Origin of the sequence: Saccharothrix syringae, assembly GCF_009498035.1 — a bacterium.
GTDB classification, from domain to species: Bacteria; Actinomycetota; Actinomycetes; order Mycobacteriales; family Pseudonocardiaceae; genus Actinosynnema; species Actinosynnema syringae.
Genome location: NZ_CP034550.1, coordinates 1,779,204 through 1,803,100, shown reverse-complemented (window position 1 = coordinate 1,803,100; position 23,897 = coordinate 1,779,204). Strand labels below are relative to the sequence as shown.

The following is a 23,897-nucleotide window of genomic DNA, read 5'->3' as shown; positions in this document are numbered from 1 at the left end:
AACGACCGACGAAAGCGGGGATCCAGAGGTGAAGCTGCTCGTCACGGGCGGTGCCGGGTACGTGGGCAGCGTCTGCGCGGCCAGGCTGGTCGAGTCCGGTCACGAGGTGGTCGTGCTCGACGACCTGTCCACCGGGCACGCGGACGCGGTGCCCGACGGCGTCCGGCTGGTCGAGGCGGGCATCGACGAGGCGATCGGCGAGGTGCTCGCCGAGGGTTTCGACGGCGTGCTCCACTTCGCGGCCAAGTCGCTGGTCGGCGAGTCCATGCAGGACCCGGCGAAGTACTGGCACGGCAACGTGGTCACGTCGCTGCGGCTGCTGGACGCGATGCGCGGGCACGGCACGCCGCGGCTGGTGTTCTCCTCCACGGCCGCCACCTACGGCGAGCCGGAGCGGGTGCCGATCGCGGAGACCGCGCCGACGCGGCCGACCAACACCTACGGCGCGACCAAGCTCGCGATCGACCACGCGATCACCTCCTACGCCGCCGCGCACGGGCTGGCCGCGGTGTCGTTGCGCTACTTCAACGTCGCGGGCGCCTACGGGCGGTTCGGCGAGCGGCACGGCACCGAGACCCACCTGATCCCGCTGGTGCTCCAGGTCGCCCTCGGGCAGCGCGAGCGGATCCAGGTCTACGGCGAGGACTGGCCGACCGAGGACGGCACCTGCGTGCGCGACTACATCCACGTGGCCGACCTGGCCGACGCGCACCTGCTGGCCCTGGAGCACGCGGCGGCCGGCGAGCACCGGATCTACAACCTGGGCAACGGCTTGGGCTTCTCCGTCAAGCAGGTCGTCGACGCGTGCCGGGAGGTGACCGGCCACCCGATCCCGGCGGCCGTGGCGCCCCGGCGGGCGGGCGACCCGGCGGTGCTGGTGGCCTCCAGCGAGAAGGCCCGCACCGAGTTGGGGTGGAAGCCGGAGCGGGTGGACCTCACCGGCATCGTGCGCGACGCCTGGGAGTTCACCCGGTCACGACAGGGGGCGTGAATGACGGACAAGATCACCGAGGCCGGGTTCGGGGACCTGACCTCGTACGCGGAGATGCCCCGGCTGACGTCGCTGGCGCTCTCGCCCGACGGCACGCGGCTGGTCACGGTGGTGGCGGCGCTGTCGCCGGACCGCAAGACCTGGCAGGGCGCGCTGTGGGAGGTCGACCCCGCCGGGGAGCGGCCGGCGCGGCGCCTGACGCGCGGCGCGAAGGCCGAGGGCTCGCCCGCGTTCACCCCGGACGGCGGGCTGCTGTTCGTCTCGTCGCGGCCGGACCCGGAGGCCGCGACCGGCAAGGACAAGCCGAAGGACCGGGCCGCGCTGTGGCTGCTGCCGCCCGCCGGCGAGGCGCGCGAGCTGTTCCGCCCCTCGGGCGGGGTGGCGGGCTTCGCGGTGGCGCGGGACGCGGGCACGGTGCTGCTCGTGGCCCACACCCACTCGACGGCGGCGTTCGGCGAGGCCGACGAGGAGCTGCGCAAGGCCCGCGAGGACGCCGGGGTGACCGCGATCCTGCACGAGTCCTACCCGATCCGGTACTGGGACGCCGACCTCGGCCCGCGCTACCCGCGCGTGCTGGCCACCACCCGCCCGGTCGACGTGGACGCCCCGCGCCTGGACGCGGCCGCTGACCTGGTCGACCTGACGCCCAACGCCACCGCGCGCCTGGACGACTCCCCCGTGATCAGCCCGGACGGGCGGTGGGTGGTGCGCACCGAGAGCGTCGCGGTGAGCGCGTCGTACGGGTCGCGGGTGCGGCTGCGGCTCGTCGCCGCGGACGGGTCGACCGACCGCGTGCTGGCCGACCTCGAAGGGCACTCCTTCCTCCAGCCGGTGTTCCTGCCGGACTCGTCGGGCGTGGTGGCGGTGCGGGCGCTCGACTCCACGCCGGACAGCCCGTGGCGCAACACCCTGGTGCGGATCTCGGTGGACGGCGAGGTGACCGAGCTGGCGCCGGGGTTCCCGGAGGAGCCCGAGCACCCGGTGGTGAGCCCGGACGGCGCGGCGGTGTACTTCACCAGCAGCCACCGGGGGCACCAGCCGGTCTGGCGGCTCGACCTGGCGTCGGGCGAGGTGGTCAAGCTGACCGCCACCGGCGCGTACACCGACGTGCGGGTCAGCCCGGACAGCTCGACCGTGTACGCGCTGCGCAGCGCGTGGGACCACCCGCCGCAGCCGGTGCGCCTGTCCGCCGCGGGCGCCGACCAGGACGCGGTGCCGCTGCCCGCGCCGGGCGCGGTCGAGTCGCTGCCGGGCACGCTGACCGAGATCGACACGGTGGTCGAGGACGGCCGCACCGTGCGCGCGTGGCTGGTGCTGCCGCGCGGCGCGTCGGCGGACCAGCCCGCCCCGCTGCTGCTGTGGGTGCACGGCGGCCCGGTGATGAGCTGGAGCGGGTGGAGCTGGCGCTGGAACCCGTGGCTCATGGCCGCGCGGGGGTACGCGGTGCTGCTGCCGGACCCGGCGCTGTCCACCGGCTACGGGCACGACTTCGTGCGCGCCGGCTGGGGCTCGTGGGGTGCCAAGCCGTACACGGACCTGATGGCCATCACCGACGTGGCCGTGCGGCGCGAGGACGTCGACGACTCGCGCACGGCCGCCATGGGCGGGTCGTTCGGCGGGTACATGGCGAACTGGATCGCCACCCGGACCGACCGGTTCAAGGCCATCGTGACGCACGCGTCGCTGTGGCACCTGGACGCGTTCACCGGCACCACCGACGACTCGTACTACTGGATCCGCGAGATGGGCGACCCGCTGCGCCAGCAGGAGCGGTTGGCGGCCAACTCACCCCACCTGCGGGTGGCGGACATCAAGACGCCCATGCTGGTCATCCACGGCGACAAGGACTACCGGGTCCCGATCGGCGAGGGGCAGCGCCTGTACTTCGACCTCCTGCGCCACGGCGTGCCGGCGAAGTTCCTGTACTTCCCGAGCGAGAACCACTGGATCCTGACGCCGGGGAACTCGAAGGTCTGGTACGAGACGGTGTTCGCGTTCCTGGCCGAGCACGTGCTGGGCGAGCCCTGGCGCCGCCCGGAGCTGCTCTGAGGCTTGAACCGCTCCGAGCCCCGAACCGCTGAGGCTCGAACCGCTCAGGCCCGAACTGCGCCGAGGTGGGGCCGGTCCGATCCCGGGCGCCCGGGATCGGACCGGCCTGGCCCAGACCAGCGCCAGCGCCGGCACCGGCACCGGCACCGGCACCGGCCGGGATCGGACCGGCCGTGCGTGCCCGCGGCAGCCCACCGCTGCCTCGGGCGCGCCCGTGAGGCAGGTGGCGAACGCCCCGAAAGGCGGAATCGGTCGGGGAGCTGTCAATCGACCTCCCGGGAAGTCCGGTCCGTCGAAGCCCGGTCCGGGCATGAGCAGCCCGAAGACGACCGCTCCGAAGCGAACCGCTCCGAACACGACCGCTCCGAAGCGAACCGCGAGGACAACCGCTCCGGCGAGGACCACTCCGGGGACGTGCAGTCGTTCTCGGCGGCCTGCTCCGCGAGCCGCCGGAGCCGGTCCGGTGGCAGGCCGGTGTCCAGCGCCTCCCTCAGCAACTCGCTGAGCCGGTGCCCCGGGTGGGCCTCCTCGGCCCGCTCCAGCGCCATCGACGCCAGGCTCCCCATCCCCCTCAAGTACGCCGAGAAGGCCAGCAGGGTGGCGGGTTCGGCTCGTTCCGGGGCGGGGCACGCCCTGGTCAGCTCGGTCCACAGCACCTCGGCACTCCCGGCGTGCTCCCCCACGCAGTGGGCCAGGCTCGCGTCGCGCACCCACGGGTCGCCCAGGGCGTGCGCCAGGTCGGCCACCTCCTCGTCGGTCAGCGGGCGCTTGCGGCCTGCGGCGCGGACCACCTCGGCGCGGACCAGGTCGCGGTGGCGTGCCCGGACGCCCGGGTCGGGGCGCGCGGCGCCCATGGCCCGGCGGTCGAGCAGCTCGGACCGGTGGGACAGCAGCTCGGGCGGGTCGGGTGCCAGCAGCCCGGCCATCGCCTCACGGCTGGGGTGGGTGACGTACCCCCGGGCGGCCGTGGCTGCGGCCAGGGGTGTGCTGGTCGGGTCGGGCACCACCCCCCGCGTGCCCGCGTCGTGGTAGTCGAACCACGGTTCGGCCCTGGCCGTGGCCCGCGTCCACACCGCCAGCACCAGGGGGGTGCCCACCGCGCGCAGGGCCTCCTCCAGGTCGTCCACCAGCGCGTCGTGCGGCAGGTCCTCGGGCGGGTCGCCCGAGCCGCCGCCGACCACCACGGCCACGGCGACGGCGCCGGGGTGGCGGGCCAGGGGCGGCACCAGCCGCTCGGCCAGGCCGTCGGGGTGGTCGGGCGCGGGCAGGTCGACGCGCAGGGTCAGGGCCACCTCGCCGCGCTCGACGGCGAGCAGCACCAGGGAGTCGGCCGGGTGGAAGCCCAGCAGGTGGGGTACGGCGGCGATCAGGTCGCCCGGGTCGTGGAGCCGGGGCGTGGAGAGGAGCTTCGTCATGGCTCCGACCCTGCCCGAGCGCCGGGCCCGGCCGCTCAAGGGCGGGCCGATCTGTGGACAACTCGGGAACGGCCGCTCCCGCGCGAGGCGGGAGCGGCCGGCGACCTGGGGAAACTCAGCAGCTCGGGGCGACCTGGCCGTCCGAACCTGTGTACACGTACGCGTCGGAGATGTAGCCGGACCCGATCTGGTCCCACAGCGCGGTGGTGCCGTACCTGCCGGTGATCGTCTCGCCGCGCGCCTGGCAGCGGATGGTCACGGTCGCGCCGCTGGCGACCGAGCCGACCGCCGCGTACTGGGTGCCGGGCCCGGAGCGGACGGTCACCGCCGCGCCGCTGTCGGTGCCGACCGTGCCGGTCACGCTGCCGCAGGAGTTGCGGCTGGTGTAGCTGCGGGTGCCCCAGTAGTACGCCTGGGTCCCGTTGAACACGGCCTTCTGGTCGACCCCGTTGAGCCGCTGCTCGTAGTGCAGGTGGGGCCCGGTCGACCCGCCGGTGGTGCCCACGTTGCCGATGCGCTGGCCCAGGCGCACGGCCTGCCCGACCGACACCGCCTGCGCGGACAGGTGCGCGTACCGGGTGCGCCAGCCACCGCCGTGGTCGATCTCGACCCACCGCCCGTAGCTGGTGCTGCCCTCGTTCGCGACCCTGGTCACGGTGCCCGCGGCCGACGTGACGACGGGGTCGCCGTCGTCGTTGGCGCGGTTGAAGTCGACCGAGTTCGCGGGGCTGTGGTTGGTGCGGGTCTGTCCCTCCCACACCTGGTTGCACGGGAACGGTAGTTGGAAGTTCGGCGCCGCCGCGGCCTCGCCCTGCGTGAGGGCGAGGCCGACGAGCGGTGCCACCAGGGCCGTGACGACCACGCGCCTGGCTCGGCTCATCTGCCACCTCCTTGACGACTGGGTGCGGGCATCGGACCACGCCCGGCCGGTTAAGTGGAAGACTTGCCAGGTATTGAGTTCGTGAATTACTTCCTAACCAACCGAACGGCGCAACGCCGGCGTCCCGCCGACCACCGGCAGTTCCACCACCGTGGAGGTCAGGTCGATCGACAGCCCGGCGCCCGGCTTCGGCCGCAGGGTGTAGTCGTAGTCGCTGGAGAGCAGCACGAACTCCACCGAGTGCCCGGCCTTGACCACGTAGTCGTTGGGCTCCAGCTCGACCTCGACCTGGTACCACCGGCCGGGCTCGACCGGCTTGGTCTTCGCGGGCGAGACGCGGTTCTGCGGGTCGGTCCACCCCCGCGTGATGACGTGCGACGTGCCGTCCGGCGCGCGGTCGACCAGCAGGGCCGTCACGTTGGCCGCCGGCCGGTCGAACGAGATCTCCAGCCGCACCCGCGCCGTGCCGGAGAACCGCAGGTCGGTCGACGCGGGTTGGGTCGCGTAGGACAGCCGGTTGCCCGAGCTGGGCAGGTCCACCAGGTCCTCGGCGAGCTTGGACGAGTCGTCGCGCAGCGACTCCACCACCGACCGGCCGGGCACCGACGAGGTCCGCAGCGCGCCCTTGGTCGAGCCGCCGGCCCACGGGTGCACCCGCGCCTTGGCCGTGCCCGGGGCGGGCCACTCGGCCTCGTCCACCCACGTGGTGCGGTCCTCGCGCTGGATGGTGGCCTTCGGCTCGTCCTCGACGCCGTTGTCCACCCCGTACAGGTAGTGGCTGAACCACCGGTTGACCGTGCGCCGCCACTCGGCCGACCGCAGCGTGTCGGGGTCGGTGTGCCCGGACTGGTGCAGCCAGATCTTGTGCTCCACGCCGTTGCGCTTGAGCGCCTCGTACCACTGCGCGACGTTCTTGAGCTTGACGTTCCAGTCGCTCAGGCCGTGCACGGCGAGCACCGCGGCCCGCACCTTGTCCGCGTCCTTGACGTAGTTCCGCTCGTCCCAGAACTCGCTGTAGTCGCCGGTCACCCGGTCCTGCCGGGCGGCCAGCTCGGCGATCACCGGCTTGCAGATCTCCTGGTCGGCCCGCGTGTAGACGTACTCGGCGAGCACGTCCAGGTCCTCGCCCTGGAAGGTGCCCGGCGCCACGACCGCGCCGTCCGCCCGGTAGTAGTCGTACCAGCTGGAGATGGCCGCGATCGGCACGATGGCCTCCAGCCCCTCCACGCCGGTGGAGGCCACGGCGTTGGGCAGGGTGCCGTTGTACGACACGCCCATCATGGCGACCTTGCCGGTGGTCCAGTCGGCCTCGACCGGGGTGCCCGCGGCGTCGCGCGCGGTGGCGCGGCCGTTGAGCCAGTCCACCACGGCCTTCGAGCCGATGGTCTCGTTGCGGCCGCCGGAGGTGGGGCAGCCGGTGGACTTGCCGGTGCCCAGCGACTCCGCGTAGACCATGGCGAAGCCGCGGGAGACGAAGTACGCCTCGTAGCGGCCGGAGGTGATGGGGCCGGCGTTGGGCCCGACGGCCGCCGCGATCCGCTCGTCGGCCTCGGCCTTGAGCACCGACCCGTCGCGCCGGTCGTAGCCGCCGCGCCGGTCGGGCACGTACAGCTCGACGTCGACGTCGTGGTTGGCCACGTCGTTGCCACCGGAGAAGTACGGGCTGTTGATGAACACCACGGGCACCTTGAGCCCGCGCTCGGTGGCCGACTGGCGGACCACCTCGGTGTAGACCTCGTCGTCGCGCCCGTCCCGGTCGCTGTCGACCGGCGCGCGCACCCACACGCTCTCGCGCACGACGTCCTTGGCGTCGAAGACGGGTTGCGCCTCGCCGTCCTTGAACACCGGGCCCTCAGCGGCCGCGCCGGCGACCGCGGGCGCGAGCCCCAGCGGCAGCGTGACCAGAGCCGCGAGCACCGCGGCTCTCCGTGCACCCTTCACGACCGAACCCCCATCATGTGTAGGACAGGTTTCCGGCAGACCCTCCCCGTGCGGCACACCCCTGTCAAGGGTTCCCGGACTCCACTGTGGACGATACGCCAACTCCCGACGATCGGCCCCTTGACCAGCGGCGTCGACCTGTGCAGACTCCCCCGCGACCACGGGGACGACGTCGGCGCACCGGTCGCGGCGTCCGGGCGCGGACGGCCCGGCGCCGGGCTGACCTGGGTGTTCACCCCCCTGCCCGCGGGCGGGCGACCGGGTCCCGTGATCGACGCGCCCGCACCCCGGCCGGCCGGGCAGGATGGACGGCATGAGGCTGGTCATCCTGGGCGGCGGCGGGTTCCGCGTGCCCCTCGTGCACCGGGCGCTGGACGACAGCGTCACCGAACTCGTGCTGCACGACGTGGACGCGCACCGGCTGGGGGCGATCCGGGCCGTCCTGCGCGGCGGGCCGCCGGTGACCGCCACGACCGACCTGGACCTGGCCCTGCGCGGCGCGGACTTCGTGTTCTCCGCGATCCGGGTGGGCGGCCTGGCCGGGCGGGCCGTCGACGAGCGGGTGGCCCACGAGCACGGCGTGCTGGGCCAGGAGACCGTCGGCGCGGGCGGCGTCGCGTACGGGCTGCGCACCGCGCCCGTGGCCGAGCGGATCGCGCGCCGCGTCGCCGAGGTCGCGCCCGGCGCGTGGGTCGTCAACTTCACCAACCCCGCCGGCCTGGTCACCGAGGCGATGGCCCGGCACCTGGGCGACCGGGTGATCGGCATCTGCGACTCGCCCGTGGGCCTGTGCCGCCGCGTGGCCGGGGCGCTGGGCGTGGCCGGCGCGGTGTTCGACTACGCCGGGTTGAACCACCTGGGCTGGCTCCAGGCGGTGCGCTCGAACGGGGAGGACCTGCTGCCCCGCCTGCTGGCCGACGACGCGGCGCTGGCCGGCTTCGAGGAGGGCCGGCTGTTCGGCGGGGAGTGGCTGCGCGCGCTCGGCGCCGTGCCCAACGAGTACCTGCACTACTACTACTCCACGCGGGAGGCGATGGGCGCCGACCGCGGTGCCTTCCTGCTCGCCCAGCAGCAGCGCTTCTACGACGGCGCCGTGGACTGGGAGACGACCCGGCTGGAACGCGAGGCCACCTACATGGCGCACGACCGCGAGGGCGAGCGCGACTCCCTGGAGGGCGGCGGCTACGAGCACGTGGCCATGGCGCTGATGCGCGCCATCCACGCGGACGAGAAGACCACGCTCATCCTCAACGTGCGCAACAACGGCACGCTGTCCACACTGGACGACGACGCCGTGGTGGAGGTGCCGTGCGAGGTCGACGCGACGGGCGCCCGGCCGCTGCCGGTCAGCCAACTGCCCGACCACGCGGCGGGCCTGGTCACCTCGGTCAAGGCGGTGGACCGGCTGGTGCTGGAGGGCACCCGGGCGGCCGCGCTCAAGGCGTTCGCGCTTCACCCGTTGGTGGACTCGGTGGCCACCGCCCGCAGCCTGCTCGACGCCTACGCGCGGCAGCACCCGGGCCTGGCCTACCTCAGCTGAGCCCGCCCCAGCGCGTCCGCCCGCCGCGTGGTCTCCGGCAGCCGGGTCACGCACAGCCGCAGCACCTCGGCGCACGCCCGGTCGAGGTCGATCAGGTGCCCCACCGACACGAACACCGGCTTGACCCCCTCACGGGTCCGCAGCGCGCGCCCGACCACCTCGCCGTCGTCCACCAGGTCGCTGTGCGCGCCGCGGTGCTCGCCGGGCGGGGTGAACCGGCCCATGGGCGTCTTGGCCACGCCGAGGCTGGGCAGGCCGGTGAGCACCCCGACGTGGCAGGCCAGGCCGAACCGCCGCGGGTGCGCCAGGCCCTGCCCGTCGCACACCAGCAGGTCGGGTGGCGCGCTCAGCCGCTCCAGCGCGGTCATCAGCGACGGCAGCTCGCGGAACGCGAACAGCCCCGGCACGTACGGGAAGTCGGCCCGGCCGGGCACCACGACCTCCTCCACCGTCTCCAGCGACCCCGCGTCCAGCACCACGACCGCCGCGGCGAGCCGGTCGTCCTCGGCGTAGGACACGTCCAGGCCCGCGACGCGCCGCACCACCAGCCCGGGGTCGGTGCGCGGCACCACCAGGGACCGCAGCCGCTCCTGCTCGGCGACCGCCTCCTCCGGCGTCACCCGTGCCCCACCTCCGCCCGGTGCGCGGCCAGCAGGTCGTCGCCGAAGTCGCCCGACCCGCGCCGCCACACGGAGTGGGCGTGGTTGGCGCCGTTGGCCGTGTTGTCGTACTCGATCAGCAGCTCCGGCCCCTGGAGCCGGTAGTAGTGGCCCTCGCCGCGCCTGGCCGACCCCTCCCAGGCGAAGTGCAGCCGCTCCGGGTCCAGGGCGTCGAACTCCTCGTCGGCGAGGTCGCCGTGCAGGCGGTCGAGGTAGCAGCGCGCGAGCCCGACCAGCAGGTCGCGGGAGGGCCGGTCGAGCTGCCCGAAGGCGACCCCGGCGGGTTCCACGCCGACCACGCGGGGCGCGTTGCCGGTCCGCACGTCGGGCGGCGGGGTGTCGGCGACGACGGCGAGGCCGCGCGCCGTCGGGCCCATGCGGTCCAGCAGCTCGCGGGCCAGCTCCTCCTCCAGCCGCAGCGGCTGGGCCACGGTCCGGCCGCGGTAGGTGGTGCGGGCCGGGTTGGCGCCCAGGAAGAAGGGGGTGGCCGACACGCGCCCGTCGGCCACCACCACGCTCAGCGAGAGGTGGTGCCCCTCGACCCGCCACCCGTACGGCTCGTCGCCGCCGGGCTCGCCGAACAGCACGGTCCAGTAGTCGCCCTGGTGGCGGTCGCGGTGGCCGCCCTCCCGGTCGTCGAGCACGTCCTCCAGCGCCATCACCGCGGTGACCTGCGCGTAGGCGTGCGGGCTGAGCACGCGCGCCAGCAGCCGGTGCACGGCCTTGCGCTGGCCGCGGGTCAGGTCGCCGTAGACCAGGCCCGGTCGGGGACCCGGCGTGTACGCCCACCGCCTGCGCAGGTCGTCGTCGGAGACGGCGCGCACCGCCGCGGCGCGCTGCGCGTCGTCCAGCGTCTCCAGGAACCCGCGGGTGGCCTCGGCGATCTCGGGCAGCATCCCCCGAAACTATCCGGTCACCTGGCGGGAGCGGCGGCCGAGGGCCACGGCGCGAGCGCGACCTCCGGCCCGGCGACCTCGCCCGCGGGCTCGCGACCGGCCAGCCACGCGGTGAGGTCCTGGAGCGACCCGCGCAGCTCGACCTCCTCGCCCTCGCCCAGCTCCCACCGGCGGCCGTCGGCCACCAGCACCAGCCGCACGCCGTCGGGCACGCGCGGCGCCAGGAAGTCGATGGTGTGCTCGCAGAACTCGGTCGACCACGTCACGGGGCCCAGGTCCAGGTCGAGGGCGTGGATCTGGACCTCGCGCCACACCGCGTGCACGGTGGTCAGCAGGGTGCCGCTGCGGTAGGCGACGGGGGCGCCCCAGTCGCGCACGCCGGCCCACGCGGCGGTCAGGCGCTCGACGGCCGCGGCGAGCGCGGCGCGGTGCTCGTCGGCCGAGCGCCCGGCGGCGGCCTCGATCGCGGCGTCGCGACCGGCCTGGCCGCCGTCGTAGACCTCGGTCGGGGTGCCCTCCAGCTCGGCCTGCCGGGCCATGGCGGCGGTGAGGTTGGTCAGGTGCGCCAGCACGTGGCCGCGCGTCCAGCCGGGCAGCGCCGACGGCTCGGCCACCTGCGCGTCGGTCAGGTCCGCGATCAGCTCGGTCAGCCGGGTGTAGCCCGCCAGCGCGGTCGCCTGGGTCGTCACGATTTCCCCCTAATGATTAGTTCACCGAAAGCCGTTAGGGAACCTATCACTAGACTCGCCCGGGTGGCACTGGCGTTGGAGTTCGCGGGCACGGTCCGGCACGACGGCCACGGCGGGCTCGTCGACGACCTGCTCACCCCCGAGGGCTTCGCCGCGTGGGCCGGGGTCGAGCCGGACGAGGGGCTGTGGCGGCGCGCGGTCGAGCTGCGCTGGGCGGTCCGGACGCTCTACGCCCGCGCCACGGGCACCGGGGAACGGCTGGACACGCCCTACCTGATGGCGTTCGACCGCGCGTTGGCGCTGGTCAACGAGACCGCCGCGCGCGTGCCCCGGGCGCCGCGGCTGGAGTGGGGCGACCCGCCCCGGGTGGACTACCGCGACACCGCCGACCCGGGCGACCGGCTGCTGGCCGGGCTGGCGACCGCGGTGATCGAGTTCCTGGGCGGCCCGGAGGGCGCGCGGCTGCGGGCGTGCCCGGCGCCGCGGTGCGTCCGGTACTTCGTCAAGGACCACCCGCGGCAGGAGTGGTGCAAGCCGTCGTGCGGGAACCGGGCCAGGGTGAGCAGGCACTACCACCGGGCGCGGGACTAGGCGTCACCCCTGCGCGATGTAGGCGGCCAACTGGTCGTGGTCGGTCTGCAACTGGTCGATCCGGCTCTTGACCACGTCACCGATGCTGACGATGCCGACCAGCCGGTCCCCGTCGAGCACCGGCACGTGGCGGATCCGCCGCTCGGTCATCAGCACGGTGAGGCTGTCGACCGAGTCGCGCGGCGTGCAGGTGAACACCTCGCTGGTCATGATCTCCGACACCGGCGCGTCCAGCAGGTCGCGGCCCCGCTCGTGCAGCCGCCGCACCACGTCGCGCTCCGACGCGATCCCGGCCATGCCGTCGGGGCCCAGCACGACCAGCGCGCCCACGTTGTGCTCGGCCAGCGCGGCCAGGAGGTCCGCCACCGAGTCCGCCGCGCCGACCGTCGCGACGGCCGACCCCTTGCTCCGCAACACGTCCGCGATCCTCATGGTGCGCCTCCCGATCCCGCCCAGACCCGGCAGCTACCGGCCTCAGGCTAGTTGGCCGGCGCGGTGATCGGCAGGTCACGCGCCCGATGGGACGACCGCCCACGCGGTTGGCCCACAGCGGCCACCACGCCCAGTGCCGTGATCCCCACCGGTCGCGGTGGGCCCGTCCAGCGCCGGCCCGACCGTGCGCGGCAGCGCCGCCACCCCGCCTGACGTGCCCACCAGCCGCGGCGGGGACTCCGCCGGCGCCGCGTCCGGGCCGGCGAACAGGCCGTGGCCCACGCCGACCGGCACGCCAGGGCCTACTGGTCGTCACCCGCCCGGAGCAGCAGCGCGGTACCGATCAGGACCACGAGCGTGCCGGGCCGGCTCGGCGGCGTCCCCGAGCAGCGCGGCGGCGCACCACACGCGCAGCCCGCGGCAGGTGCCGGTGGAGCGCCCCGCGGACCAACGCGTGCCGGGACGCGCGGCCGTCGCCGGCCACCACCGGCACTCTGTCCACAGAGGACCGGACTGGCGAGGCGCCGGCGATCTTCCCAACAGCGCGGAAGCACCGTCGCGGGCGCGTTGGTGAACGCGCCCGCGACGGTGCCCCGGCTCGACCGACCGCGCGGGTGCGTCACCCGGCCTTGCGGCGGAAGACGCGGCGTCCCGCGAAGGTGTTCTGGTGCGCCTTGCCGGGCACCTGGTTCACGGCGCCCCCCTTCTGGCCGTGCCCGCGGCGTTCCCGGCGGTTCGGCACGACGGTCGGCTGCTCGGCGCGGTCGCCGTCGTCCGCCGGCAGGTCTTCGTTGATCATCGGTCTACCTCCTGAGGTGAGCGGAACCGCTGGTCAGCGGCGTCGCATGGCGTACTGGCGGGGGTTCGCGACGATCCGGCCACCGCCGAAGCGCGGCTGGGCGGCGCCGGCCTGGCGCCTGCCGCGGCGGGCGGCGCGGTTGGCGGGCGGGTCGTCGTGCGGCGGAACGTTTCGCATGGTGGGCATGCGTGCGCCTCCTCAACGTGTCGAGGCGTGCAGAAGTACCGCGACCCGAAAAAGGGGGTCGCGAAGAAGAGCCGCTGGGGCCACCAGGAGAAGAGCGCGGCACGGCCCGAGGCCGGTGCGGCGCTGGAGGAAGAAGTCCTCAGAGGTAGATCTGGAAGAACATGGTGATGACCGTAGCGCGGATCGACGACCGTGCCAACAGTTTTATTTGCCGCCCGGCACCGGGGTCCACTTCGGACGGCCGCTCAGTCGCCGATCTCGACGACCTCCCCGTCGATCACGTCGCCGTCCACCACGGCGGGCGCGTCCTCGCGCTCGGTGAAGAAGCGGGCGGCGAAGGCGCCCACCGCGCGCGTGGTGACCGCGTCGAACGTGCCGCCGATGACCCCGCCCACCAGCGGCACGCCCTTGGCCAGGGTCACCGTGGCCTTGGTCGTGCCGTACTTGGCCAGCAGGGTGAACCCGATGCGCTTGTTGATCTCCCGGATGAGCTGCTCGGGGATCTTCCTGATCAGGTTCATGGTGAGCTTGGCGCCGGCCTTGATGCCCGCCTTCTTCAGCACCTCGGTGCCCGCGTTGCCGAGCAGGCACACCAGGATGGCGGTCTGCACGTCCTCGCTCTCCAGGTCGTGCCCGTGCACGGCCGCGATTGACGCGATCAGGTGAGTTTGGACCAGGTACGCGGCGGTCAGGTTCGCCGGCAGCGCGACGGGCAGCGTGATCAGGCCGCCCACGTTCGTGGCGAACCCCTGCACGCCCGCCGCGGCCACGTGCGTCCTGATCAGGTGCTTGACGGCTTCCTGCCTGGTCAGGCCCTTGTCCAGGGCTTCGAGGGCCATCTGCTCGGCCCCCTTGAACGGTCCGAAGCCGTTGATGCCCACCCGGAGGAGGTGGTCGACGGCGTTCTGCTGCACCCTGCTGATAGCACCCGGTTCCTCCGCCATGCCCCCGAGGTTACGCGGCGCGACAGCGGGTAAACCCGGCCAATGGACATGTCTTCGCTGGGAGAGCTGGTCAGGGAACGCGGCCCGTTCGCGTCGGTCTACCTGGACGCCTCGCACGACACCGAGGACGCGGCCAAGGCGATGGAGCTGCGCTGGCGCGGTGTGCGCGAGGAGCTGGCCCGACAGGGCGCGGACGAGGAGACCCTGGCCGCGCTGGAGGGCCCCGCGCTGGCGCCGGTCGTCGGCAAGGCCGGCCGGGCGCTCATCGCGGCCCGCGGGAGGGTGCTGCTGGACCGGGTGCTGCCGCGCCCGCCCGCCGCGGACACCGCCCGCTGGTCCGACCTGCCGCACGTGCTGCCGCTGGCGAACTCGCTCGGCCCGACCGTGCCGCACGTGGTGGTGCTCGCCGACAAGGTGGGCGCCGACCTGCACGGGTACGCGGGCGAGGCGGGCGGCCAGGGCGAGGTCGCGGCCGAGGAGGTCCGGGGCGAGGAGCACCCGGTGCACAAGGTGCGCGGCGGCGGCTGGTCGCACCTGCGCATGCAGCACTCGGTCGAGGAGAACTCCAAGCGCAACGCGGCCCTGGTCGCCGAGGCCGTCGACCGCCTGGTCAACAAGCTCAACGCCAGGCTGGTCATCCTGGGCGGCGAGCTGCAGGCGCGCGCCGCGGTGCGCGACGAGCTGGGCCAGCGGTGCCGGGACGTGCTGGTCGAGGTCGAGGGCGCCAGCCTGGCCGACGGGTCGGACGACGAGGCGTTCGACAGCGCCGTGCAGTCGCTGGTCGCCCAGTACCAGTACAACCAGGCGCACGAGGTGGTCGAGCGGTTCTCCGCCGAGGCCGGTCGCGACGGCGGCCTGGCCGTGCAAGGGCTGGAGCCCGTGGTGGAGGCGCTGCGCGAGGCCAACGTGGCCGCGCTGCTGGTCGCCGACCCCGCGCTGGGCGACCGCACGGTGTGGTCGGGCGACCACCCCGCGCAGGTGGCGCTGCGCCGGTCCGAGCTGAGCGGCCTGGGCATCGAGCACGTGGAGGAGCACCGGGCCGACGAGGTGCTGCCCAACGCCGCCGCGGCCACCGGCGCGGAGGTGCTGATCGCCGACGGCACCGACCTGTTCGAGGGCGTGGGCGCCCTGCTGCGCCACCGGTAGGTCCTCGGGCACGACGAAGGGGGCACGTCGGCCGACGTGCCCCCTTCGGGTGAAACCGGGTCGGTCAGACCGCCGCCATGACCGCGTCCTCGGCGGGCTTCGCCGGGGTGTCGATCACCTTCTTGTTGCGCCGGTTCCGCTTCTCCAGCGTGTTCGCCAGCCAGGTCAGCAGCAGGCACATCGCGATGTAGATCGCGGCCACCACGATCGTGATGGGCACCAGCGGCCGGCCGAACTCGAAGCTGCCGCCGAGGAAGCGGGCCTGGTAGAGCAGCTCCTCGTAGGTGATGAGGAAGCCCAGCGCCGAGTCCTTGAGCAGCACCACCAGCTGGCTGATGATCGCGGGCAGCATGGCGCGGACCGCCTGCGGCAGCAGCACCAGCGTCATCACCTGGGTCTTGCGCATGCCCAGGGCGTAGGCGGCCTCGCGCTGGCCGCGCGGCAGCGACAGCACGCCGGCGCGGAACACCTCGGCCAGCACCGAGCCGTTGTACAGCGTCAGGCCCAGCACCACGGAGTAGAACGGCGCGCCCAGCGCGATGCCGTAGTGGAAGACGAAGATCAGCACGACCAGCGGCACGGCCCGGAACAGCTCGACGACCGCCATCGACGGCACCCGGACGAACCGGTGGTCGGACAGCTGGCCCGCCGCGAAGACCGCGCCGAACACCAGGGCGAGCACCGCGCCCGCCGCGAACGCCCGCAGCGTGTTGCCCAGCGCGTCCAGCAGCTCCAGCTGCACGTACTCGTACTCCAGCCAGGACCACTTCGCGCCGTCGAACTGGCCGCTCTCGGCGAACCGGTAGACCACGAAGCCGATCAGGGCGAGCAGCGCGGCGATGCCGACGACCGCGTAGAGCCGGTGGCGCAGCCGGGCCCGCGGCCCGGGGACGTCGAACAGGACCGAGGTCATCGGGCGATGCTCCACCGCTTCTCGAGGCTGCGCTGCAGCAGGGTCATGGGGATCACGAGCACCACGAAGAACAGCGCGACCCAGAGCAGGCCGACCAGCTGGTCCTCACCGCGCTCGGACAGGTTGAGGCTGATCGAACCCGCCTGGAACACCGAGAAGCCGGCCGCGATGGTGGTGTTCTTCAGCAGCGCGATCATCGTGCTCATCATCGGCGGCACGACCGCGCGGGTGGCCTGGGGCAGCACCACCGAGCCGAGCATCTGGCCGAAGGTCAGGCCCAGCGCCCGGGACGCCTCCGCCTGGCCGACCGGCACGGTGTTGATGCCCGAGCGCACGACCTCGCACACGAACGCCGCGGTGTAGAGGATCAGCGCCGCGAGCGCCGCGCTGAAGTAGTAGGCGGAGGCCGAACCGCCGAACGTGGCGGCGTTCACGATCTCCAGCAGCGGGAACGCGAACGCGAAGAAGAAGAAAACCAAGGTCAGGGGCGTGTTGCGCACGATCGTGACGTACGCGGCGCCCGCGGCGCGCAGCACCGGGACGGGCGAGACCCGCAGCATGGCCAGGATCGTTCCCAACACCAGCGATCCGACCGCGGAGATCAGGAACAGCTCAACGGTGTTGAGGAACCCGGGCCCGTACAGGTCGAGGTTGTCGAGCAGGACGTCCATCGGTTCCCTCTTGGCTGGTGTCCTCGAACGTGGGGTGTGGCGGGGCGGCCGGTCCGCGACCGACCGCCCCGGGGTCGATCAGTACCGGTCCAGCACCGGCTTCTCGGCGGTCGCGCCGGACTTGCCCAGCGTCGCGTCGTAGATGTCCTGCCACTCGGCACCGCTGATGGCCGCGTCCAGCACGTCGTTGATCTTGTCGCGCAGCGGCTTGTCGTCCTTGGCCAGGCCGATGCCGTAGGGCTCGTTCGAGAACGGCTTGCCCACGACCCGGAACGTGTCGGGCTGCTGGGAGGCGTAGCCCTTCAGGATCGCGTCGTCGGTGGTGACGGCGTCGACGGCGCCCTGCTCCAGCTGCTGCACGCACTGCGAGTAGTTCTGCAGCTCGACGATGTTCTCCGGCTCGGTCAGGCCCTCGGACTTGACCTTCTGGATCGGCGTGGAGCCGGTCACCGAGCAGACCTTCTTGCCCTTGAGCGCGTCCGGGCCGGTGATCGAGCTGTCGCTCTTCTTCACCAGCAGGTCCTGGCCCGCGGTGAAGTAGGGGCCGGCGAAGGAGACCTGCTCCTTGCGCTTGGCGTTGATGGTGTAGGTGCCGACGTAGTAGTCGACGTCACCGTTGATGATCGCCTGCTCGCGGCCGGCGGAGGCGATGGCCTTGAACTCGATCTTGTCGTCGCCGAAGCCCAGCTTCGACGCGATCAGCTTCGCGATCTCGATGTCGAAGCCGGTGAACTTGCCGCTGGTCGGGTCCTTGTAACCCAGACCGGGCTGGTCCTCCTTGACGCCGATGACGACCTTGCCCCGGCTCTGCATCTTCTGGAAGGTGGGCGAGCCGTCGACCTTCACGTCCGTCGCGACCTCCTGGGACACGGTCGAGCCCGTGTCGGTGGGGCTGCCCTCCTTGCCGCACGCGGTCAGGGCGAGGCCGCCGGCCAGCAGCGCCACCGCCAGGGTGCGAACCCTCATCGTCTTTCTCCTGCTCTTCATCGGGTCGTGCGGCGCCAGGCTCAGCGCCGCGGTCGTGGGACTTCAGTGGGTCAGGATCTTGCCAAGGAAGTCCTTCGCGCGGTTCGACTTCGGCGCGGAGAAGAAGTCCTCCGGCGTCGAGTCCTCGACGACCTCGCCGTCGGCCATGAAGATCACGCGGTCCGCGGCCTTGCGGGCGAAGCCCATCTCGTGGGTCACCACGAGCATGGTCATGCCCTCGCGGGCGAGCGTGGTCATCACGTCCAGCACCTCCTGGACCATCTCGGGGTCCAGGGCGGAGGTGGGCTCGTCGAACAGCATCACCTTGGGTCGCATCGCCAGCGCGCGGGCGATCGCCGCGCGCTGCTGCTGGCCTCCCGACAGCTGAGCGGGGTACTTCTCCGCCTGGTTCGCGATGCCGACCCGCTCCAGGAGCTCCATGGCGTCCTTGCGGGCCTGCGCGGCCGGGACCTTGCGGACCTTGACCGGCGCCAGCACCACGTTGTCGACGATGCTCTTGTGGGCGAACAGGTTGAACGACTGGAACACCATGCCCACGTCGGCGCGCAGCCGGGCCAGCTCCTTGCCCTCGGCGGGCAGCGGCTGGCCGTCCACCTCGATGACACCGGAGTTGATCGGCTCCAGCCGGTTGATCGTGCGGCACAGCGTCGACTTGCCCGACCCCGAGGGGCCGAGCACGACGACCACCTGGCCCTTCGGCACCTCCAGCGTGACGTCCTTGAGGACGTGCAGCGGGCCGAAGAACTTGTCCACGCCCGCCATCCGGATCATGGGCGGAGCAGGAGTGGCGGCGGTCATCAGTCCTCCAGTAGGGGGTTCGCCAGCGATGGCGGAAACCTAGGTGTGAATCACCACACCAGTCCAGGCGGTTGAGCAAGACTTAGGGTCTCAACTCTGTCACAGGGTGGCGACACTTGGCGGGAGGCACCACGGTGCGCGTGCTGTTGGTCGAGGACGACGACCGGGTGGCGGAAGCGCTGGTACCGGCGCTGACGCGACGTGGTTTCACGGTCGACCGCCAGGCCACCGGTCGGGGGACGCTCGACCGGCTGGCCGGCGTCGACGTCGTGCTGCTGGACCTGGGCCTGCCCGATGTGGACGGAGTCACCCTGTGCCGCCACATCCGGGCCGCCAGCGACGTGGCGATCATCGTCGTGTCGGCCCGTGGCGAGATCGACGACCGCATCCTGGGCCTGCACGCCGGCGCGGACGACTACCTGGTCAAGCCCTACGACGTGGGCGAGCTGGTGGCGCGGGTGCACGCGGTGCGGCGGCGGCGCGGCGACCCGGTCGGGGTCGGCGGGGGCGGCACCCAGGTGGTCGAGGTGGCCGACGTCCGGGTGGACCTGGGGCGGCACGAGGTCACCGTGGCGGGTGAACCCGTGACCCTGTCGCGCAAGGAGTTCCAGGTGCTGGCACTGGTCGTGGCCGCCGGTGGCGCGGTGTGCACGCGGGAGCGCATCCTGGCCGAGGTGTGGGGCCGCACCTGGTCCGGCGCCAACCGGACGCTGGACGTGCACGTGGCGACGCTGCGCACCAAGCTGGGGCGGCCGTCGTTGCTGGAGACGGTGCGCGGCGTCGGGTACCGGTTGAGCGGGGGCTGAGTGCGGTCGCGGCTGCTGGGGATCGTGTTGGCGCTGGTCGTGCTGGTGCTGCTCGGCATGGGGGTGCCGCTGGGGCGCGGGGTGGCGCAGGCCGAGCAGCAGGAGATGTTCCTGGACCGGCTCACCGACACCACGCGGTTCGCGTCGGTGGCGCAGCGGCCGTTCATCGACGACCAGCCGGGCGTGCTGGAGCCGGAGCTGGAGCGCTACCGGGAGCTGTACGGCATCCGGGTGGCGCTGCTCAGCCGCGACAAGGAGGTGGTGGCCTCGTCCGGCGGCCCGGTGGACCTGTCCTCCCCCGAGGTGTCCGACCTGGTCAACGGCGCCCTGGCCGGGCGGCAGCCGGTCGCGCCCGAGCTGATCATGCCGTGGGACTCGACCGAGCTGGTGCTGGCCGAGCCGGTGCTGGAGGCGGGCGAGGTGCGCGGGGCCGTGGTGACGTTCTCGCCGACCTGGAAGACCCGCTCCGAGGTGCTGGTGTGGTGGGCGGTGCTGCTGGTGTCCAGCCTGCTGGTGCTGGTGGCGGCGGTGTTCGCGGCGCTGCCGCTGGTCCGGTGGACGCTGCGGCCGGTGCGCAGGCTCGACGACGCGACCGGCGCGCTGCTGGCGGCGGTGGTGTCCGGGGAGCCGGTGGAGCCGGTGGGCTCGTCGTCCGGGCCGCCGGAGCTGCGGCAGCTCTCGCGCTCGTTCGACCAGATGGCCGCCAACGTCAGCGACGCGCTGGCGGCGCAGCGGGCGTTCGTGGCCGACGCGTCCCACCAGCTGCGCAACCCGCTGACCGCGCTGAAGCTGCGGCTGTCCAACCTTGAAGACCACGTGGTCGGCGAGGGCGCGGCGCACCAGGCGGCGGCGCTGGACGAGGCCAACCGGCTCAACCGCATCCTGGACGAGCTGCTGTCCATGGCGCGGGCGGGCGCGTCGTCGGTGGACCCCGTGCCGGTGGACGTGGACCGGGTGGTGGCGGGGCGGCTGACCGCGTGGCAGCCCGCGGCGGCGGCCCGCGAGGTGCACCTGGTGCTCGACGGCGAGCCGGGCGGCACCGCGCTCGCGCCGCCGCGGGGCGTGGAGACGGTGCTGGACGCGCTGCTGGACAACGCGCTGAAGTTCACCTCCGACGGCACGCTGGTGCACGTCGACGTGCGGCGCCGGGACGGCGTGGTGCGGCTGTCGGTGCGGGACGAGGGGCCGGGGCTCGGGCCCGAGGAGCTGGAGCGGGCCACCGACCGGTTCTGGCGCAGCCCGGCGCACCAGAACGTGCAGGGCTCCGGCCTGGGGCTGGCGCTGGTGCGGCAGGTCGTGGAGCGGGTGGACGGCTCGATCCGGCTGGAGTCGCCGGAGGGCGCCGGGCTGACCGTGACGGTGGAGTTCCCGGCGGCCTGACCTGCTCGTCGGGCCGCGGCGTTCCGGACCTCAGACCTTCGCGTCGCGGTAGTAGCGCATCGCGCCGGGGTGCAGCGGCACGGGCGTGGTCTCGATGGCCGAGCGGACCTCTATCGACCTGGCCACCGGGCTCGCCGACACCAGCGTCGGCTGCGCCCGGAACAAGCCCCTGAGCAGGGCCTCCGCCACGTCGTCGGTCACCGTGTCGTTGACCATCAGGAAGTTGCGCACGACCAGGGTGACCACCGGGCCGCCGTCGAGCCGGTAGGCCGACGCGGGCAGCGTGGCCGAGCCGTACACCGGGAAGTCCGCCCGCAACTTGGGCAGCACGTCGCTCAGGTCGAGCATCCGCATGTCGACCTTGGTGGCGAGGGTGGTCACCGCGTCGGTGGGCACGCCGCCGGACCAGAAGAACGCGTCCAGCTCGCCGTTGGCGATGGCGTCCGTGCTGGCCTGGAGGTCGAGGTAGCGGACCCGCAGCTTGCCGTCCATCTCCGCCGACGCGAGCAGGCGGTCGGCGATCAGCTTCACGCCCGAGTCGGGCGCGCCCAGGCTCACCCGCATGCCCACCAGGTCGGTGAGCCTGGTCACCGACAGGTCGGCGCGCACCAGCACCTGGAGGTAGTCGTCGTGCATCCGGGCCAGCGCGAACAGCCGGTGCCCGGTGCCGGTCTGCCGCGCCTGCTCGGCCTCGTCCGCGGCCTGCTCCGCCGCGTCGGCCGCGGAGAAGCCGATGTGCGCCTCGCCGTTGCGCAGCATGTGGAGGTTCTGCACCGATCCGGACGTCTCCAGCACCTCCGGGCGCCGGATGCCCGGGTCGCGGGTCCACGCCTCGGCCAGCGCGGTGCTCAGCTTGTTGTAGACGCCGACCTTGCTGCCCGCGGCGATGGTCAGCTCCACCCGCTCGAAGTCGTTGCCGCACGCGGTCAGGGCGAGGGCGGTCAGGACCAGGGCGGCCCAGAGCGCGCGCAGGCGCGGCGGCGTTCGCGACACCCGCGCATCGTCGCACGGCGGACCCGCAGCCCGGGAGCGGCGGACGGGTGCCGGTGACCCGGCCGGTGAGCAGCAGCGATGACCTCACCGCCACCCGTGGCCCGGAGCAGCCACTGACCAGGGGATATGGTGGGTGGGTGAGCGCGTCGCAGGGTTTTAGAACCTTCCAGATCCGCACGTTCGGCTGCCAGATGAACGTGCACGACTCCGAGCGCCTGGCCGGGCTGCTGGAGGACGCGGGTTACGCGCCCGCCGAGGGCGACACCACCCCCGACGTGGTGGTCTTCAACACCTGCGCGGTCCGGGAGAACGCCGACAACAAGCTCTACGGCACGCTCGGCCACCTCGCGCCGGCGAAGTCCGCGAACCCCGGCATGCAGATCGCGGTCGGCGGCTGCCTGGCCCAGAAGGACCAGGGCGAGATCGTCAAGCGCGCGCCGTGGGTGGACGTGGTGTTCGGCACGCACAACATCGGCTCGCTGCCGGTCCTGTTGGAGCGCGCCCGCCACAACCGCGAGGCGCAGGTCGAGATCCTGGACGCGCTGGAGACGTTCCCCTCGACGCTGCCCGCGCGCCGCGACTCGACCCACTCCGGGTGGGTGTCGATCTCCGTCGGCTGCAACAACACGTGCACCTTCTGCATCGTCCCCTCGCTGCGCGGCAAGGAGCGCGACCGGCGGCCCGGCGACGTGCTGGCGGAGGTCCGCGCGCTGGTCGACGAGGGTGTGCTGGAGGTCACCCTGCTCGGCCAGAACGTCAACTCCTACGGCGTGGAGTTCGGCGACCGGTACGCGTTCGGCAAGCTGCTGCGCGCCGCCGGCGGGATCGAGGGCCTGGAGCGGATCAGGTTCACCTCGCCGCACCCGAAGGACTTCACCTCCGACGTGATCGCGGCGATGGCCGAGACCCCCGCCGTGTGCCACCAGCTGCACATGCCGCTGCAGTCGGGCTCGGACCGGGTGCTCAAGCAGATGCGCCGGTCGTACCGGACCGCCAAGTACCTGTCCATCCTGGACGAGGTGCGCGCGGCCATGCCGGACGCGGCCATCACCACCGACATCATCGTCGGCTTCCCCGGTGAGACCGAGGAGGACTTCCAGGCCACTTTGGACGTGGTCCGGCAGGCCCGGTTCTCCTCCGCGTTCACCTTCCAGTACTCCAAGCGCCCCGGCACGCCGGCCGCCGAGCTGCCCGACCAGCTGCCCAAGCAGGTCGTGCAGGAGCGCTACGACCGGCTGGTGGCGCTGGTCAACGAGATCGCCCACGAGGAGAACCTGAAGCAGGTCGGCAGGCGGGTGGAGCTGCTGGTGTCCGCGGGCGAGGGCCGCAAGGACACCGAGACCAACCGGATGACCGGCCGGGCGCGGGACGGTCGGCTGGTGCACTTCGCGCCCGGGGACGCGCGGGTGCGCCCCGGTGACGTGGTCGAGACGGTGGTCACCTACGCCGCGCCGCACAACCTGATCGCGGACGGCCCGCTGCTGGCGCACCGGCGCACGAAGGCGGGTGACCGGTCCGAGGCGGGCGTGAAGCCGAAGACGCCGGGGGTGGCGCTGGGCCTGCCGTCGTTCGGCGCGCCGGCGCCGCAGCCCGCGGCCGTGGGCGGGTGCTCGGTCGGATGAGCCGCGAACCCGACGACCTGGACCGGCTGCGCGAGGAGATCAACGGGGTGGGCCGCACGGCGGCCAAGCGCTTCGACCCCGGTGCCGGCGCGCTGACCATCGCCATCGGCGTGCTGGCGATCCTGGTGTCCCTGGTGCTGCCGTGGGTGGACGGCGGGACGGGCCTGTCCGTCCTGCTCGGCGAGGCCCCGGCGCTCCCCCGGGTCTTCTCGGTCGCGGTGCTGGTGGCGGGCGTGCTGCTGCCCGCCGCGACGCTGGCGGTCCGCCGCTGGGCCCTGGCCTGGGTGTCCGCGCTGGCCTCGTTCGCCACGAGCGTGGCCGGCGTCCTGTCGATCTGGACGACCCAGACCACCACCGGCCACCACCCGGGCCCCGGCCCGGGCTTCGGCCTGGTCCTGGCCGTGATCGCCATCGTCGTCCTGCTGGTCAAGTGGCTGCGCATAGCCGCCTCCCGCCCACCCCTGACCTAACCCCCTCCCGCGCGTGTCCTCCACTCGGACACCGCGAGTCGAACGTTCAGGACCGTCGTGTCGAACGCTCAAGACCCCCGAGTTCCACGTTCACGCACC

The 23,897-nt window shown here is 73.2% G+C and carries 24 protein-coding genes; 9 read left to right on the top strand and 15 right to left on the bottom strand.

The genetic code is table 11. From position 1 onward, the window contains the following. Window positions 1-28 precede the first annotated feature (28 nt). Together galE and EKG83_RS08540 are read left to right on the top strand one after the other, a co-directional pair. The gene (gene galE, locus EKG83_RS08545) at window positions 29-991 is read left to right on the top strand and encodes a UDP-glucose 4-epimerase GalE (protein WP_033431370.1); all 963 of its coding nucleotides are present in this window, start codon (window positions 29-31) and stop codon (window positions 989-991) included. After that, window positions 992-3,040, top strand: a complete 2,049-nt coding sequence (locus EKG83_RS08540) for a S9 family peptidase (RefSeq protein WP_033431371.1) — start codon at window positions 992-994, stop codon at window positions 3,038-3,040. A gap of 263 nt (window positions 3,041-3,303) precedes the next feature. Here the strand turns inward: EKG83_RS08540 and EKG83_RS08535 are convergent, their stop codons facing one another. The 3 genes from EKG83_RS08535 to EKG83_RS08525 form a co-directional block, all read right to left on the bottom strand. Beyond that, the gene (locus EKG83_RS08535) at window positions 3,304-4,455 is read right to left on the bottom strand and encodes a DUF4192 domain-containing protein (protein ID WP_051765911.1); all 1,152 of its coding nucleotides are present in this window, start codon (window positions 4,453-4,455) and stop codon (window positions 3,304-3,306) included. Between the two features lie 115 nt (window positions 4,456-4,570). Then, on the bottom strand, window positions 4,571-5,335 hold the full coding sequence (locus EKG83_RS08530) for a M23 family metallopeptidase (RefSeq protein ID WP_051765912.1): 765 nt from the start codon (window positions 5,333-5,335) through the stop codon (window positions 4,571-4,573). Window positions 5,336-5,428: 93 nt separating this feature from the next. Next, window positions 5,429-7,276, bottom strand: coding sequence for a Xaa-Pro dipeptidyl-peptidase (locus tag EKG83_RS08525; protein WP_033431373.1), 1,848 nt, complete (start codon window positions 7,274-7,276; stop codon window positions 5,429-5,431). 313 nt (window positions 7,277-7,589) lie between these two features. On the opposite strand from EKG83_RS08525, the gene EKG83_RS08520 reads away from it, so the two are divergent. After that, window positions 7,590-8,816, top strand: a complete 1,227-nt coding sequence (locus EKG83_RS08520) for a 6-phospho-beta-glucosidase (protein ID WP_033431374.1) — start codon at window positions 7,590-7,592, stop codon at window positions 8,814-8,816. Here EKG83_RS08520 and EKG83_RS08515 read toward each other — a convergent pair. From EKG83_RS08515 to EKG83_RS08505, 3 genes are read right to left on the bottom strand one after another with little or no spacing between them, the layout of a single operon-like run. Next, window positions 8,804-9,436 (bottom strand): endonuclease V, encoded by a 633-nt coding sequence (locus EKG83_RS08515; protein WP_033431375.1) that lies wholly within the window; start codon window positions 9,434-9,436, stop codon window positions 8,804-8,806. The genes EKG83_RS08520 and EKG83_RS08515 overlap by 13 nt on opposite strands. Next, on the bottom strand, window positions 9,433-10,371 hold the full coding sequence (locus EKG83_RS08510) for a DUF3500 domain-containing protein (RefSeq protein ID WP_033431376.1): 939 nt from the start codon (window positions 10,369-10,371) through the stop codon (window positions 9,433-9,435). The genes EKG83_RS08515 and EKG83_RS08510 overlap by 4 nt, the downstream gene beginning before the upstream one ends. A 17-nt stretch (window positions 10,372-10,388) precedes the next feature. Continuing rightward, window positions 10,389-11,060: a maleylpyruvate isomerase family mycothiol-dependent enzyme gene (locus tag EKG83_RS08505; RefSeq protein WP_051765913.1), complete on the bottom strand. Its 672-nt coding sequence runs from the start codon at window positions 11,058-11,060 to the stop codon at window positions 10,389-10,391. A 63-nt stretch (window positions 11,061-11,123) separates the two neighbouring features. On the opposite strand from EKG83_RS08505, the gene EKG83_RS08500 reads away from it, so the two are divergent. Further along, on the top strand, window positions 11,124-11,651 hold the full coding sequence (locus EKG83_RS08500; RefSeq protein ID WP_033431378.1) for a CGNR zinc finger domain-containing protein: 528 nt from the start codon (window positions 11,124-11,126) through the stop codon (window positions 11,649-11,651). 3 nt (window positions 11,652-11,654) lie between these two features. On the opposite strand, the gene EKG83_RS08495 is transcribed toward EKG83_RS08500, so the two are convergent. From EKG83_RS08495 to EKG83_RS08480, 4 genes are all read right to left on the bottom strand, one after another. Next, entirely contained in the window at window positions 11,655-12,083 is a 429-nt protein-coding gene (locus EKG83_RS08495; protein ID WP_033431379.1) for a CBS domain-containing protein, read from the bottom strand. Window positions 12,084-12,702: 619 nt separating this feature from the next. Continuing rightward, entirely contained in the window at window positions 12,703-12,882 is a 180-nt protein-coding gene (locus EKG83_RS08490) for a hypothetical protein (protein WP_033431380.1), read from the bottom strand. A gap of 33 nt (window positions 12,883-12,915) precedes the next feature. After that, a complete protein-coding gene (locus EKG83_RS08485) occupies window positions 12,916-13,068 on the bottom strand; it encodes a hypothetical protein (RefSeq protein ID WP_153277946.1) in 153 nt (50 codons plus the stop codon). A 245-nt stretch (window positions 13,069-13,313) separates the two neighbouring features. Then, window positions 13,314-13,982, bottom strand: a complete 669-nt coding sequence (locus tag EKG83_RS08480; RefSeq protein WP_228122541.1) for an EcsC family protein — start codon at window positions 13,980-13,982, stop codon at window positions 13,314-13,316. A gap of 78 nt (window positions 13,983-14,060) precedes the next feature. Here EKG83_RS08480 and EKG83_RS08475 point away from each other — a divergent pair, with 78 nt between their 5' ends. Continuing rightward, a complete protein-coding gene (locus tag EKG83_RS08475) occupies window positions 14,061-15,158 on the top strand; it encodes an Rv2629 family ribosome hibernation factor (RefSeq protein ID WP_153277945.1) in 1,098 nt (365 codons plus the stop codon). 64 nt (window positions 15,159-15,222) lie between these two features. Here the strand turns inward: EKG83_RS08475 and EKG83_RS08470 are convergent, their stop codons facing one another. The 4 genes from EKG83_RS08470 to EKG83_RS08455 all read right to left on the bottom strand — a co-directional run bounded on the left by EKG83_RS08470 (window position 15,223) and on the right by EKG83_RS08455 (window position 18,500). Continuing rightward, window positions 15,223-16,071, bottom strand: coding sequence for an amino acid ABC transporter permease (locus tag EKG83_RS08470; protein ID WP_033431383.1), 849 nt, complete (start codon window positions 16,069-16,071; stop codon window positions 15,223-15,225). Continuing rightward, window positions 16,068-16,742 (bottom strand): amino acid ABC transporter permease, encoded by a 675-nt coding sequence (locus EKG83_RS08465; protein ID WP_033431384.1) that lies wholly within the window; start codon window positions 16,740-16,742, stop codon window positions 16,068-16,070. Before EKG83_RS08465 ends, EKG83_RS08470 begins: the two co-directional genes overlap by 4 nt. Before the next feature lie 78 nt (window positions 16,743-16,820). Continuing rightward, window positions 16,821-17,708 carry a glutamate ABC transporter substrate-binding protein gene (locus EKG83_RS08460; protein WP_033431385.1) on the bottom strand — a complete coding sequence of 296 codons (888 nt, stop codon included), beginning with the start codon at window positions 17,706-17,708 and terminating at the stop codon, window positions 16,821-16,823. 63 nt (window positions 17,709-17,771) lie between these two features. Further along, the gene (locus tag EKG83_RS08455; RefSeq protein ID WP_194283059.1) at window positions 17,772-18,500 is read right to left on the bottom strand and encodes an amino acid ABC transporter ATP-binding protein; all 729 of its coding nucleotides are present in this window, start codon (window positions 18,498-18,500) and stop codon (window positions 17,772-17,774) included. Window positions 18,501-18,661: 161 nt separating this feature from the next. Between EKG83_RS08455 and EKG83_RS08450 the strand changes: the two genes are divergently transcribed. After that, window positions 18,662-19,333, top strand: a complete 672-nt coding sequence (locus EKG83_RS08450) for a response regulator transcription factor (protein WP_033431420.1) — start codon at window positions 18,662-18,664, stop codon at window positions 19,331-19,333. Then, window positions 19,334-20,713, top strand: coding sequence for a sensor histidine kinase (locus EKG83_RS08445; RefSeq protein ID WP_033431387.1), 1,380 nt, complete (start codon window positions 19,334-19,336; stop codon window positions 20,711-20,713). It begins immediately after the preceding gene. A gap of 30 nt (window positions 20,714-20,743) precedes the next feature. Here the strand turns inward: EKG83_RS08445 and EKG83_RS08440 are convergent, their stop codons facing one another. Next, window positions 20,744-21,706, bottom strand: a complete 963-nt coding sequence (locus EKG83_RS08440; RefSeq protein WP_033431388.1) for a TAXI family TRAP transporter solute-binding subunit — start codon at window positions 21,704-21,706, stop codon at window positions 20,744-20,746. A gap of 137 nt (window positions 21,707-21,843) precedes the next feature. On the opposite strand from EKG83_RS08440, the gene miaB reads away from it, so the two are divergent. Both miaB and EKG83_RS08430 read left to right on the top strand, forming a co-directional pair. Continuing rightward, window positions 21,844-23,328, top strand: coding sequence for a tRNA (N6-isopentenyl adenosine(37)-C2)-methylthiotransferase MiaB (gene miaB / locus EKG83_RS08435; RefSeq protein WP_033431389.1), 1,485 nt, complete (start codon window positions 21,844-21,846; stop codon window positions 23,326-23,328). After that, window positions 23,325-23,798, top strand: coding sequence for an Rv2732c family membrane protein (locus EKG83_RS08430; RefSeq protein ID WP_033431421.1), 474 nt, complete (start codon window positions 23,325-23,327; stop codon window positions 23,796-23,798). The genes miaB and EKG83_RS08430 overlap by 4 nt, the downstream gene beginning before the upstream one ends. The last annotated feature ends 99 nt before the right edge of the window (window positions 23,799-23,897 follow it).

What these genes read in the sequence shown, in the direction of transcription:
- EKG83_RS08540 (WP_033431371.1), top strand. Translation starts at nt 992, where the DNA reads ATGACGGACAAGATCACCGAGGCCGGGTTCGGGGACCTGACCTCGTAC.
- EKG83_RS08535 (WP_051765911.1), bottom strand. Translation starts at nt 4,455, where the DNA reads ATGACGAAGCTCCTCTCCACGCCCCGGCTCCACGACCCGGGCGACCTG.
- EKG83_RS08530 (WP_051765912.1), bottom strand. Translation starts at nt 5,335, where the DNA reads ATGAGCCGAGCCAGGCGCGTGGTCGTCACGGCCCTGGTGGCACCGCTC.
- EKG83_RS08520 (WP_033431374.1), top strand. Translation starts at nt 7,590, where the DNA reads ATGAGGCTGGTCATCCTGGGCGGCGGCGGGTTCCGCGTGCCCCTCGTG.
- EKG83_RS08510 (WP_033431376.1), bottom strand. Translation starts at nt 10,371, where the DNA reads ATGCTGCCCGAGATCGCCGAGGCCACCCGCGGGTTCCTGGAGACGCTG.
- EKG83_RS08495 (WP_033431379.1), bottom strand. Translation starts at nt 12,083, where the DNA reads ATGAGGATCGCGGACGTGTTGCGGAGCAAGGGGTCGGCCGTCGCGACG.
- EKG83_RS08490 (WP_033431380.1), bottom strand. Translation starts at nt 12,882, where the DNA reads ATGATCAACGAAGACCTGCCGGCGGACGACGGCGACCGCGCCGAGCAG.
- EKG83_RS08485 (WP_153277946.1), bottom strand. Translation starts at nt 13,068, where the DNA reads ATGCCCACCATGCGAAACGTTCCGCCGCACGACGACCCGCCCGCCAAC.
- EKG83_RS08475 (WP_153277945.1), top strand. Translation starts at nt 14,061, where the DNA reads ATGTCTTCGCTGGGAGAGCTGGTCAGGGAACGCGGCCCGTTCGCGTCG.
- EKG83_RS08470 (WP_033431383.1), bottom strand. Translation starts at nt 16,071, where the DNA reads ATGACCTCGGTCCTGTTCGACGTCCCCGGGCCGCGGGCCCGGCTGCGC.
- EKG83_RS08465 (WP_033431384.1), bottom strand. Translation starts at nt 16,742, where the DNA reads ATGGACGTCCTGCTCGACAACCTCGACCTGTACGGGCCCGGGTTCCTC.
- EKG83_RS08460 (WP_033431385.1), bottom strand. Translation starts at nt 17,708, where the DNA reads ATGAGGGTTCGCACCCTGGCGGTGGCGCTGCTGGCCGGCGGCCTCGCC.
- EKG83_RS08455 (WP_194283059.1), bottom strand. Translation starts at nt 18,500, where the DNA reads ATGATCCGGATGGCGGGCGTGGACAAGTTCTTCGGCCCGCTGCACGTC.
- EKG83_RS08430 (WP_033431421.1), top strand. Translation starts at nt 23,325, where the DNA reads ATGAGCCGCGAACCCGACGACCTGGACCGGCTGCGCGAGGAGATCAAC.